The following is a 14368-nucleotide window of genomic DNA, read 5'->3' as shown; positions in this document are numbered from 1 at the left end:
ACAATTAATCATCAAATTACTTGACATCCGCTATCGGTAGGTCGTATATTTGCCCCTCTTTAAAAAAATCGAAAAAAAGCCCAGATGAAATTATCAAACTTCAATTTTGAATTGCCCAAGGAATTATTGGCAGAATATCCCGCAGAGCACAGGGATGAATCCAAACTTATGGTGATTCACCGGGATTCCGGAAAAATTGAACATAAAATGTTCAAAGACCTAGTCGACTATTTTGATGAAGATGACGTAATGGTCTTGAACAATACAAAGGTTTTTCCTGCCAGACTTTTTGGTAACAAGGAAAAAACAGGCGCCAGAATCGAGGTTTTCTTGTTAAGGGAACTTAATCAAGAACAACGTCTTTGGGATGTTTTGGTGGATCCAGCCAGAAAAATAAGAATCGGGAACAAACTTTATTTTGGTGATGACGAAAGTTTGGTGGCAGAAGTAATCGACAACACCACATCCAGAGGAAGAACATTGCGTTTCCTTTACGATGGTTCCTATACCGATTTTAGAAGAAAACTAAGGGAACTGGGCGAGACTCCACTACCAAAATATATTAAGCGCGAGGTAACTCCGGACGATGAGGAACGTTACCAGACCATTTATGCAAAGCACGAAGGTGCCGTAGCCGCTCCAACGGCCGGTCTTCACTTTTCCAAGCACTTGTTGAAGCGTCTGGAAATAAAAGGAATCAACTTTGCTGAGGTTACACTTCACGTTGGTTTGGGAACATTCAATCCAGTTGAAGTAGAAGATTTGTCCAAACATAAAATGGACAGCGAAGAGTTGGTAATCGATGAAAAGGCAACTGAAGTAGTGAACAATGCCAAGGCCAATAAGAGAAAAGTTTGTGCCGTGGGAACCACTGTGATGAGAGGTTTGGAAAGCGCGGTTTCTTCCGAGCATACATTGAACACGTTTGAAGGTTGGACCAACAAGTTTATCTTCCCTCCATACGATTTCAGCATCGCAAACTGTATGATCACAAATTTCCACTTGCCAAAATCTACTTTGTTGATGATGGTTTCGGCATTTGCCGGTCATGATTTGATCAAGAAAGCATACAAGCAGGCCATTTTGGAAGGATACCGATTCTATTCCTACGGTGATGCCATGTTGATTCTTTAAAAACAAAATTTCATAGAAGAGAAATCCCGTTTGCCAATTGCCAGCGGGATTTTTTCTTGCTTATCTTTAAGAGATGGAAACCAAGAAAAGGGACATACGGGCTTTGACAAAGGAGCAGCTTCGCAACTTTTTTGTGGAGCAGGGAGACAAGGCATTTCGAGGAAATCAAGTGTATGAATGGCTATGGCAGAAATCTGCCCACGATTTTGATGCAATGACCAATATTTCCAAGGAGACCCGGCAGATGTTGGAAGATAACTTTGTTATCAACCATATTCGTGTAGATCAAATGCAACGTAGTTCCGATGGTACCATCAAAAATGCCGTTCGCTTACATGATGGTTTGGTAGTGGAGTCCGTTTTGATTCCAACCGAAACTCGGACCACTGCATGTGTTTCCAGCCAAGTTGGGTGTAGTCTGGATTGCCGATTTTGCGCTACCGCCCGTTTAAAACGGATGCGGAATTTGAACCCGGATGAGATCTACGACCAAGTAGTGGCCATAGATAATGAAAGCCGCCTGTATTTTGACAGACCCTTGAGCAATATCGTTTTTATGGGTATGGGCGAACCGTTGATGAACTACAATAACGTGCTGAAGGCGATAGATAAGATTACTTCCCCTGAAGGATTGGGGATGTCTCCCAAAAGGATCGTAGTGTCCACTTCAGGAGTGCCTAAAATCATCAAAAAAATGGCCGATGAGGATGTAAAATTTGGATTGGCCGTGTCCCTACATTCCGCTATTGATGAAGTGCGCACCTCTATTATGCCATTTAATTCCACATTTCCGTTAAAGGATCTTAGAGAGGCTTTGGAGTATTGGTACAGCAAAACCAAGAACAGGATTACCTACGAATACGTAGTTTGGAAAGGCATCAACGATACCCAGGAAGCTGCCGATGCATTGGTGAAATTCTGCAAGTTTGCACCATCAAAAGTCAATATCATCGAGTACAATCCCATTGATGATGGCGAGTTCCAACAGGCACATGGCAGTGCGGTGGAGATGTATCAAAATACCTTGGAGCGCAACGGGATAACGGTTACTGTAAGAAGGTCCCGTGGCAAGGACATTGATGCCGCCTGTGGACAGTTGGCCAACAAAAGCTAGGTTTTAGGAGATAGACGACAGAAGTTATTTCAAATTATTTTTTTCTTAACCCTTAACCCTTAACCCTTAACCCTTAACCCTTAACCCTTGATCATCCCACCATGCAGGTCATCGATGGTTTTAGGTATGTATCTTAAAACTTAGAATTCATTCCTACAACTCTGTCATTTTCCCTACTTTTATAGATTCAAAACCAAACACCACACCGTTACGTTGAAAATCGTTTCGCAGATAAGAGAACCCATAGAGGATGAGATGCAGCTTTTTGAGGAAAAATTCCTCAAATCCATGTCCTCCAAAGTGGCGCTCTTCAATAGGATAACCTATTATATAGTCAACAGAAAGGGTAAGCAAATGCGCCCAATGTTCGTTTTTTTGACCGCCAAATTATTGAACGGCGAAGTCAATGAGCGGACCTACACAGGAGCATCGATTATCGAACTAATTCACACGGCTAGTCTGGTACACGACGATGTCGTGGACGATAGCAATAAGCGAAGAGGGTTTTTCTCCATTAATGCCTTATGGAAGAATAAAATTGCCGTTTTGGTCGGCGATTTTCTATTCTCTAAAGGTCTTTTGGTATCCTTGGAGAACAAGGATTATGATTTGCTTCATATTATTTCCAATGCGGTACGCGATATGAGCGAAGGGGAATTGCTCCAGATTGAAAAGGCCCGTTTATTGGATATTACGGAAGACGTTTACTACGATATCATCCGACAGAAAACTGCGACCTTAATTGCCGCGTGTTGCAGCATGGGCGCTTGTTCGGTACGACCTGATTCCGATGAGGTCGAAATCTTCAGAAAGTTCGGAGAGCTTTGCGGAATGGCCTTTCAAATTAAGGATGATCTGTTTGATTACGGTGCGGAGAAAATCGGAAAACCTACGGGAATCGATATTAAGGAACAGAAGATGACCCTTCCGTTAATATACGCTTTGAACAATAGCGACAAGGAAAAGAAGAAATGGTTGATCAACTCCATCAAAAAGCACAACAAGAACAAAAAACGGGTAAAGGAGGTCATCGAGTACGTCAAGGAAAAAGGCGGACTGGATTATGCCGTGGTCAAAATGTTGGAGTTTAAGGACGAAGCTCTGGCCATTTTGGATAATTATCCCGATTCTGAGTACAAAAGTGCCCTCACACTTATGGTTAACTACGTAGTGGATCGTAAAAAATAAATTTTTAAATTATTGATTATCAAATAAATACTGAAATTTTTTATTTTCAGGCAACTATTCGTGTCCATATCCCGTCTATGTAAATAGAGACACCAATGTAAACTAAACTTTTGAAGATCATTACGCTACATAGCAACGAAAAACAATTGATCAAAAAATCAATCAAAGGGGACCAGCAAGCCCAAAGGTTGTTGTACGATAAATTTTCGCCCAAGATGTTGGGGGTTTGTAGGCAGTACATCAAGGACCTTCAATTTGCAGAAGATGTAATGATTCATGGTTTTGTCAAGGTGTTTAACCATTTAAGTTCATACCAACATAAAGGGAGTTTTGAAGGTTGGATCAGAACAATAATGGTCCGGGAAAGTATCTCCTATTTGCGGAAAAGACAGTTCGTGGTATATGACGACGCCGTGGTGGATTCAAATACAATAGTCTCAACCACCAACGATGGAATTTTGGATGTCGAGTACGTGCAACATTTGATTGATGAACTTCCGGAGGGCTATAAGGCGGTATTTTTACTTTATGCTATTGAAGGGTATGGCCATAAAGAGATTGCAGAGCTATTGGAAATATCCGAGGGAACCTCAAAATCGCAACTGTTCAAGGCCAGAAAGATGCTTCAGGAAAATTTAAGTTTAAAGGGAATGTCGCCCAAGTCACATTCGGCGAATAAAATATAGAGGTATGGATAAACTCGAAAAACATATCAGGGAAAAACTGGAAGAGCGAACCATTGTTCCATCAAAAGGTTCTTGGGATCAAATTGCTTCGCAACTGGAACATAAACCACAGCATAAGAAGAAGTGGTTCCCTTATGCCATAGCTGCAAGCGTTGTGGGCATTGTGCTGGTATCGGTCTTCTTTTTTACAAATAGTGATACGGAGATGGAAGCGCCACAAGTTGTAGAATCAGAAAAACGGGAAGAAGCCGATATAAAATCTTTAGAAAAAGTAGAAAAGAAACTAACCCCGGAGATGGAAGCCAAAGTTGCCGTTACCGAAGTTGAGGCCATAGGGCCAAAGGAAACCAAAACGTTTAAACAGCCGGATGCCAATACACTGGTTGCCGAACAACGCACCAAGAAGCCTTTGCAAGACGAAATCAAGATTAATTCTGATAAGCTGATTGCGCAAAAAGTGGAAGAAGTAGTGGCGCAGGTGCAGCTAATGGAAAATACAAGCCAAGAGGTTACCGATGCCGAAGTGGATTCCCTTTTACGAGCAGCACAAAGACAGATTTTAACGGATAAGTTATTCACTGACGGTAGTTCCGTTGATGCCATGTCACTCTTGGCAGAAGTGGAGGACGAACTGGATGAATCGTTCCGAGACCAAATTTTTGATGCTCTAAAATCTGGATACTTAAAAGTACGGACGGCAGTGGCGGACCGAAACCAATAAAATTATTCATCAATCAAGTGGAACCTTCTACAACTTCCTGTCCAACCGGGCAGGGAGGAGGGAGGTTTATAATCCAAACACAATCATGAAAACAATTACATTTTATTCGACCATTTTGCTTTTGTTCCTTGTTGCACATTCTGTGTGGGGACAAGAAGATTATCAAAAGAAAATAGAAGCGTTGAAAATTGAAAAACAGCGAATCATTGAACAGGAAAAGAATGCCCTAAAGTTTGAGGTCAGGGATATTAACCAGCGTTTGGAGGATGGTGATATTTCGGAAAATGAGGCCAGGATATTAAAAGAAGAAGTGGCCAAACAGCGCGCCTTGAACATAGAGAACCGTGTTGCCATTGTTGAGAACCAAATTGCTTTGCTGGAGCGAAATAAAGGAGACGTGCTAACATTGAGAGAAATAGATACTATTTACGGCGATCGTATGCGGATAGGTTTGCTCATTGATGGGAAACCCGCCATTACTTTTAATTCCAATAGATGGAAAAAGGAGATTAAGTATGACAGGAGAACCTACTCCGACTTTGTGATGGCCATAGGGCTGAACAACGCCATTATAGAAGGACAGTCGCTTTCCGACTCCCCCTATAAAATCGGTGGAAGTCGTTTTTTTGAAATGGGATGGCAGTGGAGGACCAGAGTGTTCAAGAATTCGAATTGGCTGCGTTTCAACTACGGTTTCTCATTTCAGTTCAATGGATTAAAACCTGATGGAAACAGAATATTTGTACAGGAAGAGGGGCAAACCGTATTACAGGAATTCGAATACGATTTGGATAAATCCAAGTTTAGAATGGACAATCTAGTGTTTCCTGTTCATTTTGAAGTAGGCCCGTCAAAATTGAGAAAAACGGAGCGTACCATGCGTTATTCCATTAGAGATCAATTTAGACTTGGTTTTGGTGGGTACGGCGGATTTAGTCTGGGTACCCGTCAAAAATTAAAGTACAACCGTGATGGGGAGAATGTCAAGGATAAACTAAAGCGCGATTACAACAGCAGCGATTTGATCTATGGGGTAAGCGGCTATATGGGTTTTGATGGAGTACTACTTTATTTAAAATATGATCTTAATCCAATCTTTAAAGATGCGGATGTAAAGCAAAACAATATTTCACTGGGCCTTCGGTTCGATATTTAACCATAATTGAACCTTGAAGAAAAGCGGTCAGGTTATCCTGGCCGCTTTTTTATTGCGATAGCGCCCGTTCCATTTCAGGGGTGAACTCCTCTTTGTAGTATACTTTTTTACAGTGGGAGCATTCCGCATAACGGATGTTGTTAATAGTGAACAGCGGAATCCAGAACAAATGTGCATAGTTTGGTTGGGCAACTGCGGTCAATGTTCCAGTTTGGCCGCAATGCGAGCAGGAAACATGGTTGAGTACTTTGGTTTCTTTTTTTCCTGGTTTAGTTCCGAAGAAGAGTATCATTGAACAGTTATATTAATCTATGTCAAAGTTAGAGCTTTCTCAAGGGCGAATGAAAAAAATGATTTTCGTTTTTAAATATTAACTACATTCGCCCACATTTTTGAAACATTGAACGCCTACCACGCTTTGGAGGATTGGTTGTCCTGGATGGATGACATCTCCAGTAAGGATTATGTGATCGTAGACAATTTTCTACGGGACGAACTTTATACCGAGATCAAATCTTTTTTTCTTGGTAAGCTCCCCAATTTTAAGGAGGCAGGAATCGGCGCACATTCGGAAAATCAAATTGATACGAAGATACGAGGTGATTTTACGTATTGGTTGGATAGAAACCGGGACGCCCATTTGAAAACGTACTGGGAATTGTTGGATGAAACGATGCATATATTTAATCGGTACTGTTATTTGAGTTTGTCAGGATATGAGTTTCATTTGGCGCATTACCCTTCCGGAGGACATTATGACAAACATCTGGATCAGTTTGAAAATCGAAGCAACCGCATGATTTCCATGATTATTTATCTAAACGATGATTGGAAACCTGGTGATGGAGGGGAATTGGAAATTTTTGAAAAAGATGGGTCAAGTTTTCTAGTGGAGCCCTTGGCCGCCCGTTGTGTGATGTTCAAAAGTGCGGAGGTTCCCCATGCCGTCCTCGAGGCGCATAAAAGCAGGTTCAGCCTTACCGGTTGGTTATTGTATCAGCCTTCTTCTGTGGGCAAGCTCTATGTTTGATTATTTCTTTCTAACAGGAATTTGACGAATGAGTTCTTCATTCTGCGCGGTCGAAGCTCCGTAGGAAATCACCAAGGTTCCCTTTGTGCCATCTTTTGCCTCTATAGCGAAGACAGTGGATTCATCGGCGGGGTCTGTCATGCCCTCAAAACGATATGAATCAATTATCAATAATTCATCCGGATTATATTCTTTCTTTGAGTACAGAGCCTTTATGGAGGACTCATCTGCTTCAAAGTCTTCCTTATAGCCCTCTTCTTGTGTCAAGTAATTGACAACTTCCGAGAGTGTGCTAAAACTATGTTTGTCCATTATGATTAAATTTTCAGTGTTGTTGTAATTGAATCAATCAATCATGTTCTACAAAATCAATACTTCCACCAACGATAGGCAGCATAAGTTCAGTTCCATCCAAATCCACGGTCAGCTCTGTACCCGGATTTGGCCAAAGGGTAAATTCTTTATCACTGGAAAAAATCATCAGCCCGATTTGCTGTCCTTTTGGAATTATTTGATCATCGGGCATTAATTCAAATTCCATTTCGTAGAATTTTCCGGGAACCAAAGGTTTACTTTCTGTCAATGAACTGTGGTTTTGAGGGTCGGCCCATCCACGGGTAATGATGTTGTCTGTTATTTTGCTGTTTAAAGCTTCAGACCATGGTAGCGAAACCACCCAAACCGATAGATTGGCCGCAGGTTTACTACTGGCCAGTTTTATTTTGATTTTGGGTACACCGGAAATATGTACATCTTCTGTCAGAGGAGCGGTTACATACAATAACCTATTTTGAGAGGATTCGGCATTTGCCAAATCTGCACCTGAAACGTTATGGTCGTCCACCAAGGTTTCTTTGCCCTTATTTTTTGATTTTTTGGATGATAGCCCACCAAATTGTAATCCGCCTTTTTGCAAGTACAATGTAATATCTTGGGCATCTGGATTTGGATAATCTGAGTACGGTGTGGGATTGTCCTTGTTGTCATTTTCTCTAACAATCCATGCCTTTGGGTCGTTTTCTACACCATTTTCCACATCAAATAAATAGCGTGTGAACCATCGGTTCATCATAGAAATTGGAGGTGGTCCCCCATGACCGTTTTGATGGTAGTAGATTTGGGTCGGAAGCCCCATCTCTTTGGCTTTTTTATAAATACGGTAACTGTGTTCGGGCATCACGTTCCAGTCATTAAAACCGTGCGACATCAAAAGAGCTGCTTTCATGGGTTCCATATCGTTCAGATAGTCCCTTCCGGCCCAAAAATCGTTGTAATCCCCAGTTATACGGTCCTGTCCGTTCTTCATCTCCGTATCGCGAACCACTTCATTGTTTCTGGCCCGTTTGGATTCATCGCCACTGTGGATAAAATCATAGAGTACATCAATATCTTCGCCCAAGTATCCGCCAGGTGAACGAACCAATCCATTGGAGCGGTAATAGTGATAGTATGAAGTGTTTGGAGCTATGGGAATAATGGCCTCAAGCCCATCAACGCCTGTGGTTGCAGCTGCTAATGGTATAGTTCCGTTGTAGGAGGTACCCGTCATGCCCACTTTTCCGGTGGACCAATACGCTTTTACTTCTTTGTCTCCGTCTCTTTCAGTAAATCCTTTTGCCCTTCCGTTGAGCCAATCGATAACTGCTTTTGGTGCTAAGGATTCGTTGTCGCCCCCAACGGTTGGTGCTCCATCGGAGAGGCCAGTGCCTGGAGAAGAGGAATGAACCACGATGTAGCCTCTTGGAACCCATGTCATAATTTGTGAGTTGGATATGATGGGCCGCTCGCCCAAGCGTGTAACCTCAGGGTGCTTTCTAGGTTTTCCCGGTTCACCAAGTTCGTGTTTTACATCCCAAAAAATACCTTTGTCCAAGCCGGCCGTACCTGCATAATAAGGGCTCGATTCATAAATCACGGGAAGTTTTAAACCTTCTGATTCCGTTTGTTCGGGTCGGGTTACGTCTACGTGCATGCGGTCCAGTTTTCCATCACCATCAGAATCAAAAGTGGTCTCTACCCAAAGATCATGGCGTATCCATTTACTTGGGTCGGAGAAGGCTTCCACCACTTGAGCTTCACCATCTTCAATAATTGGAGCTGCTTTTTCTGCCATTTGGCCATGTGCCATCAATGAAAATACCAAAAGAAATGCTGCAAGTCCCCAATGTCTTTTAGATATGCTATTTATCATAAAATCGATTTTACATTAAATATACCCCAGTTATGCAAGGCGGTCCTAATATACTAAATCTAAAAGATGGAATTCCTTTTGGGGTTCATCAAAACTTTGTTTTTATTTACCTTTAACAGCTATTTTAACGGAACGCTTTGATTTCAAAAACCACCATAGACCAAGTATATGAAACCGCCCGATTGGAGGAGGTCATCGGTGATTTTGTACAATTGAAAAAATCGGGTTCCAATTTTAAGGGACTGAGCCCCTTTACGGATGAGCGCACCCCCAGTTTCATGGTTTCCCCTGTAAAGCAAATCTGGAAGGATTTCAGTAGCGGCAAAGGGGGCAATGTGGTGGCTTTTTTAATGGAGCACGAGCATTTTACCTATCCAGAGGCCATAAAGTATTTGGCTAAAAAATATAATATTGAAATAGAGGAGACCGAGCAAACGGATGAGCAGAAGGAACAGGCCAATGAGCGGGAAAGTATGTATTTAGTGTCCGAGTATGCACAAAAGTACTTTGCCGAAACGCTTTGGGATACTGAACCTGGCAAGGCCATTGGGCTAAGTTATTTTAAAGAGCGCGGCTTTACGGATGATACCATCAAAAAGTTTGGCTTGGGTTATGGCCTGGATGAGTGGGACGCCTTTACCACAACTGCACTCGATAAAGGCTACCAGCTGGAGTTTCTGGAGAAAACCGGTCTTACCATTGTTAAGGAGCAGGCTGGCGGAGAAAGCAGAAAATTTGATAGGTTCAAAGGCAGGGTCATGTTTCCTATCCATTCCATGAGCGGTAGAGTATTGGGGTTTGGAGGTCGTATTTTGACAAATGATAAAAAAGCCGCTAAATATCTGAATTCTCCCGAGAGTGACATCTATCACAAGAGTAAGGTGCTGTACGGTATTTACTATGCCAAGCAAGCCATTGCCAAAGAAGATAACTGTTTTCTGGTTGAGGGTTACACAGATGTCATCCAGATGTGCCAAAGAGGAGTGGAAAACGTGGTGTCATCTAGTGGGACGGCATTGACGCCGGAGCAGATAAGACTCATTAACAGGCTCACTAAAAATATTACGGTCTTGTTTGATGGGGATGCCGCCGGATTACGGGCATCTCTCCGTGGCATCGACCTTATTTTGGAGCAGGGCATGAACGTAAAGGTCTGTACATTTCCAGAAGGGGAGGACCCGGACAGCTTTGCCAAGAATAACACTTATGAAGATTTGGTGGAGTACTTGAAGGAGTATGCCATGGATTTTATCCAGTTCAAAACTTCTTTATTGGCCAAAGAGGCTGCCAATGACCCTATAAAACGTGCAGATACGGTTAGGGATATCGTAAACAGCATCAGTAAGATTCCAGACCGTATCCGACAAGAAATCTATGTGCAGGAATGTGCAAAGATTATGCAGATTTCCGAAGATGTACTTTACAATACGTTGGCTCAGATTGATAAGAAACAGCAAGCAGATGTTTCAAAAAAGGTAAAGCAGGAGCGAAAAGCCTTTGAAGTCGTAAAGAATGATGCTGTAGTCGAGAAGGTAGATGTGCAGTACGAGTTAGAGCGAAAAATTATTGAGGTGCTGTTACTTTATGGAAACCAAAAACAAGAATTCGAAGATTTGGTGCTCAAAGAAAATGAAGAGGGAGAGTTGGTACTCGAGCCCGAAGTCTCTGAGGCAAAAGTATATGAAAAAGTGTTCTTAGATCTTCAGGAGGACGAAATTGAACTCACCAATGAACAATTCAAGGCAATATATTATAAGTTGATAGAGCGATTGAACGAAGATTCCGATTTTTCGGTCAGTACTTTTTTGTCAGATTTGGATCAAGAAACCGTATCACAAATATCATCCATTTTAATGGAGGAGGAACAGTATGTTTTGCATGATTGGGAGCGACGTGACATCTACCCAAAGGAAAAACAGGTAGGTGTAGCGCAATTGGTAGGAGAGACCATTCTAACGTTGCGCTGTAATTTGATAAAGAATCGAATCGAAAAACTAAAGGAAAGGACCCAGGATAGCCAAGGGGACCATACAGAAATTTTGGAGGAAATCATGAACTATCTTCAGCTCAACAAATTGTTGAACGCCAAATTGAACCGTGTACTATCCTAAATTATAAAACCCCTTCCAAGGTTATTTTGAAAGGGGTTCCCACAATAGTTGGTTTGGTTGGGTATTCCTAATATAGTTCCAAGGCTTTTGCCTGTTGGAGTAAGTCCACTAAATTATCCACGTTCAATTTTTTCATCAGACGGGCTTTGTATGTACTTACTGTTTTTTCATTGAGGTTCAGCCCCTCCGCAACCTCTTTGTTTCTTTTGCCGCTTGCCAATAATTTAAGTACTTCGACCTCTCGGGAAGAAAGTTTTCTAAAGAATCTGCGTGGCTTTTGTGTTCCTTCGTCAAAAGCAAGGCGTTGGGCAAGTTCATTGGTGATGAACATATTGCCTTCACTTACTTTTTTAACTGCTGAAATAATGTATTCCAAATCAGCAGTTTTGGACAAGTATCCAAATGCTCCGGCGCGAATTGTACTAAGGGCGTAAACATCTTCGGACTGCCCGCTGTACATTAGCGTTTTAATGTCCGGAAACTCCAATTTCATTTTTCTTAGGGTGGCGATTCCGTTGATTTCCGGAATATCCATTTCTAAAATAACAACGTCTGGATTTACGTCTTTTAGTGTTTTAAAAAGCTCTTCTGTAGTAGATACATCTGCAATGACTTCAATATCTGAGCTCGTTTCAAGTACCTGTCTTATACCAAGCCTAACAATAGGATGGTTGTCAGCAATCAATACTTTAATCATTATGAAACGGTTTATTTAGTGAATGGTTAGCTGCTAATACTTAAAGTATATAGCGAGCAAGATAACAATTTAATCATGTAAAATTGTAACTTTTTTCTTAAAACCATAGTTTTTCTATGGTTTTTTTCGTCTTATACTGGGATTTTTCGGACGAATCGCTACTTTAATTCATTTGGAATCTCGCAAATAGGTATAGGAACCATCTTATGCTTGTTTGCGGTATTATACCTTTTATATATGATGAAAATTTCCTTTTCCCTATCAGAAAAATCTTCAGATGTCTTGCCTTGTTCATCCATTTCCATTGCCCATTCCAATTCTGGGTACGATGCTCCGATTTGGTCCTCATCGGTCCTACTATCTCCCCATAAGCCATCTGTTGGGGCTGCTTCCATAATGTCTTGATTTACTCCAAGTACGCGTCCAAGCTCATAAACCTCGGTTTTGACCAAATCAGCGATTGGACTAAGGTCAACTCCTCCATCGCCATATTTTGTGTAGAACCCGATTCCAAAGTCTTCTACTTTGTTTCCTGTACCGGCAACCAGATAGCCTTCCAAAGCAGCAAAATAGTAAAGCGTCGTCATGCGAAGTCTTGCCCGGGTATTTGCCAAGGACATAAATCGGTCTTCTTCTTTGTCCACCTTTGGAAAGGCATCTACCAATGAATCGAATACGGGTGTAAGGTCGACCGGTTGCCTGGATACATTTGGGTAGTTTTCAATCAACCAATCAATATGTCGGTCGGCACGTGTAACCTGGTTTGTGCCTTGGTGAATGGGCATTTCCAGACATAAAAGGTCCAATCCAGTTTTTGCACATAAGGTAGAGGTTACGGCAGAATCTATTCCGCCTGACACGCCAATGACAAAACCTTTGCATTTTGCGTTTTCGGCATATGTTTTTAACCAATCAACAATATGGTCTATTACCTTTTCTGTTTGCATATCTTACTATTTAGATTCTATAAATTACCTTTGTGCCCTGTAAATTTAATCCCTGTGTTCTTAAAAATGAAGCGGTTGTTGAAATACTTTACTATTCCCGTATTGAGATGTTTTATTTTGGTTATGATTTTATCGATTTCATCATGTGGTGAAACGGATAAAACCGAAGAGGAGGTCGCCAAAATTCCGGTGGATTTGAAAATTTCAAGGTTCGATAGGGAATTTGCAAATGCTTCCGTTGATGACATTCCCAAATTGAAATCAAAGTATCCCTATTTGTTTCCGGAACAGTTTCCCGATAGTGTTTGGTCGGCCAAATTAGCAGACACCCTTCAAATTGAGCTTTCCGAAGAAGTGGCAAAGGAATTTGGGGATTTTCAACAGGAATCAGCAGATTTGGAATCACTCTTTAAGCACGTTAAATATTATTTCCCGGCAATCGAAACACCCCACGTTGTAACATTGACCTCTGATGTACGTTACGAAAGCCGTATAATTTTGGTAGACTCTTTATTGTTGATTGGACTTGATAATTATTTGGGTGAAGACCATCATTTTTATGAAGGCATGCAAAGGTATATTGCTACTTCCCTCGATAAAAAATTTATGACATCGGATGTCGCCAGTGCCTTTGCCAAAAAGGTTATTTCCTATCCGCGTAACAGAACTCTATTGTCGAGGATGGTCTATTATGGCAAAGAACTTTATTTAAAGGATAAATTGATTCCCTCTGCATCCGATGCACAAAAAATAGGATATTCCGAAGAAGAAATAGAGTGGGCGCGAGCCAATGAGGAGCAAATGTGGAAATATTTTGTGGAGCGTGAATTATTATATAGTACCGATACGGGATTGGACCGAAAGTTTTTGGACCCTGCACCTTTTACAAAATTCGGACTGGAATTGGACAATGAGTCGCCAGGTCGTTTGGGCAGGTATATGGGATGGCAGATTGTGAGGGCCTTTATGGAAAAGACCAATACAGGACTTGGACAAATGCTGGATACGCCCGCAGATGAAATTTTAAAACAGTCAAATTACAAACCAAAAAGATAAATGGCAGTAGAACACACTTCGGAAATAACCTTAAAGGTTGGGTTGGATGAGAACCGAGTGCCCGAGGAATTGACCTGGTCGGCACAGGATGGCGGAATTAAGGAAGAAGATGCCAAAGCAATGATGCTATCCGTGTGGGACAGCAAAAATCAAGAATCCTTAAAAATTGATTTATGGACAAAGGATATGCCGGTAGATGAGATGAAGGTATTTTTTCATCAAACCTTGGTATCCATGGCCGATACTTTTTACAAGGCCACACAAGACGAAAAAATGACAGCTACCATGAAGGATTTCTGCGAATATTTTGCAGAAAAACTGGAATTGAAAAAATAGC

General features: G+C 41.6%; 15 protein-coding genes. 10 read left to right on the top strand and 5 right to left on the bottom strand.

Annotation, left to right across the window (positions count from 1 at the left end):
• Positions 1-84: 84 nt before the first annotated feature.
• The 6 genes from queA to DCK90_RS03395 all read left to right on the top strand — a co-directional run bounded on the left by queA (position 85) and on the right by DCK90_RS03395 (position 5999).
• Complete coding sequence (gene queA / locus DCK90_RS03420; protein WP_108244790.1) at positions 85-1134, top strand: tRNA preQ1(34) S-adenosylmethionine ribosyltransferase-isomerase QueA; 1050 nt, start codon at positions 85-87, stop codon at positions 1132-1134.
• A 73-nt stretch (positions 1135-1207) separates the two neighbouring features.
• The gene (gene rlmN / locus DCK90_RS03415; protein ID WP_108244789.1) at positions 1208-2248 is read left to right on the top strand and encodes a 23S rRNA (adenine(2503)-C(2))-methyltransferase RlmN; all 1041 of its coding nucleotides are present in this window, start codon (positions 1208-1210) and stop codon (positions 2246-2248) included.
• A 213-nt stretch (positions 2249-2461) separates the two neighbouring features.
• Positions 2462-3436, top strand: coding sequence for a polyprenyl synthetase family protein (locus DCK90_RS03410; protein ID WP_108244788.1), 975 nt, complete (start codon positions 2462-2464; stop codon positions 3434-3436).
• 110 nt (positions 3437-3546) lie between these two features.
• Positions 3547-4122 (top strand): RNA polymerase sigma factor, encoded by a 576-nt coding sequence (locus DCK90_RS03405; RefSeq protein ID WP_108244787.1) that lies wholly within the window; start codon positions 3547-3549, stop codon positions 4120-4122.
• A gap of 4 nt (positions 4123-4126) precedes the next feature.
• Positions 4127-4843 carry a hypothetical protein gene (locus DCK90_RS03400; protein ID WP_108244786.1) on the top strand — a complete coding sequence of 239 codons (717 nt, stop codon included), beginning with the start codon at positions 4127-4129 and terminating at the stop codon, positions 4841-4843.
• An 85-nt stretch (positions 4844-4928) separates the two neighbouring features.
• Positions 4929-5999 (top strand): hypothetical protein, encoded by a 1071-nt coding sequence (locus DCK90_RS03395; RefSeq protein WP_108244785.1) that lies wholly within the window; start codon positions 4929-4931, stop codon positions 5997-5999.
• 49 nt (positions 6000-6048) lie between these two features.
• Here the strand turns inward: DCK90_RS03395 and DCK90_RS03390 are convergent, their stop codons facing one another.
• Positions 6049-6291, bottom strand: a complete 243-nt coding sequence (locus DCK90_RS03390) for a zinc-ribbon domain-containing protein (RefSeq protein ID WP_108244784.1) — start codon at positions 6289-6291, stop codon at positions 6049-6051.
• Positions 6292-6399: 108 nt separating this feature from the next.
• Here DCK90_RS03390 and DCK90_RS03385 point away from each other — a divergent pair, with 108 nt between their 5' ends.
• On the top strand, positions 6400-7029 hold the full coding sequence (locus tag DCK90_RS03385) for a 2OG-Fe(II) oxygenase (RefSeq protein WP_234414599.1): 630 nt from the start codon (positions 6400-6402) through the stop codon (positions 7027-7029).
• Here DCK90_RS03385 and DCK90_RS03380 read toward each other — a convergent pair whose 3' ends face one another.
• Both DCK90_RS03380 and DCK90_RS03375 read right to left on the bottom strand, forming a co-directional pair.
• Entirely contained in the window at positions 7030-7341 is a 312-nt protein-coding gene (locus DCK90_RS03380; protein WP_108244783.1) for a phosphoribosylpyrophosphate synthetase, read from the bottom strand.
• Between the two features lie 37 nt (positions 7342-7378).
• Positions 7379-9157, bottom strand: a complete 1779-nt coding sequence (locus tag DCK90_RS03375; RefSeq protein ID WP_234414614.1) for a Xaa-Pro dipeptidyl-peptidase — start codon at positions 9155-9157, stop codon at positions 7379-7381.
• A gap of 200 nt (positions 9158-9357) precedes the next feature.
• Between DCK90_RS03375 and dnaG the strand changes: the two genes are divergently transcribed.
• Positions 9358-11331 (top strand): DNA primase, encoded by a 1974-nt coding sequence (gene dnaG / locus DCK90_RS03370; protein ID WP_108244781.1) that lies wholly within the window; start codon positions 9358-9360, stop codon positions 11329-11331.
• 67 nt (positions 11332-11398) lie between these two features.
• Here the strand turns inward: dnaG and DCK90_RS03365 are convergent, their stop codons facing one another.
• Entirely contained in the window at positions 11399-12028 is a 630-nt protein-coding gene (locus DCK90_RS03365) for a response regulator (RefSeq protein WP_108244780.1), read from the bottom strand.
• 158 nt (positions 12029-12186) lie between these two features.
• A complete protein-coding gene (nadE, locus tag DCK90_RS03360) occupies positions 12187-12975 on the bottom strand; it encodes an NAD(+) synthase (protein ID WP_108244779.1) in 789 nt (262 codons plus the stop codon).
• 66 nt (positions 12976-13041) lie between these two features.
• Here nadE and gldB point away from each other — a divergent pair, with 66 nt between their 5' ends.
• On the top strand, positions 13042-14031 hold the full coding sequence (gldB, locus tag DCK90_RS03355) for a gliding motility lipoprotein GldB (protein WP_199912643.1): 990 nt from the start codon (positions 13042-13044) through the stop codon (positions 14029-14031).
• Positions 14032-14367: a gliding motility protein GldC gene (gene gldC, locus DCK90_RS03350; RefSeq protein WP_108244778.1), complete on the top strand. Its 336-nt coding sequence runs from the start codon at positions 14032-14034 to the stop codon at positions 14365-14367.
• The last annotated feature ends 1 nt before the right edge of the window (position 14368 follow it).

Source organism: Muricauda brasiliensis (assembly GCF_003057865.1).
In the GTDB taxonomy this organism is placed as follows: domain Bacteria; phylum Bacteroidota; class Bacteroidia; order Flavobacteriales; family Flavobacteriaceae; genus Flagellimonas; species Flagellimonas chongwuensis.
Note: the sequence above shows the minus strand (reverse complement) of the source record. Positions and strands in the feature narration are given on the sequence as shown.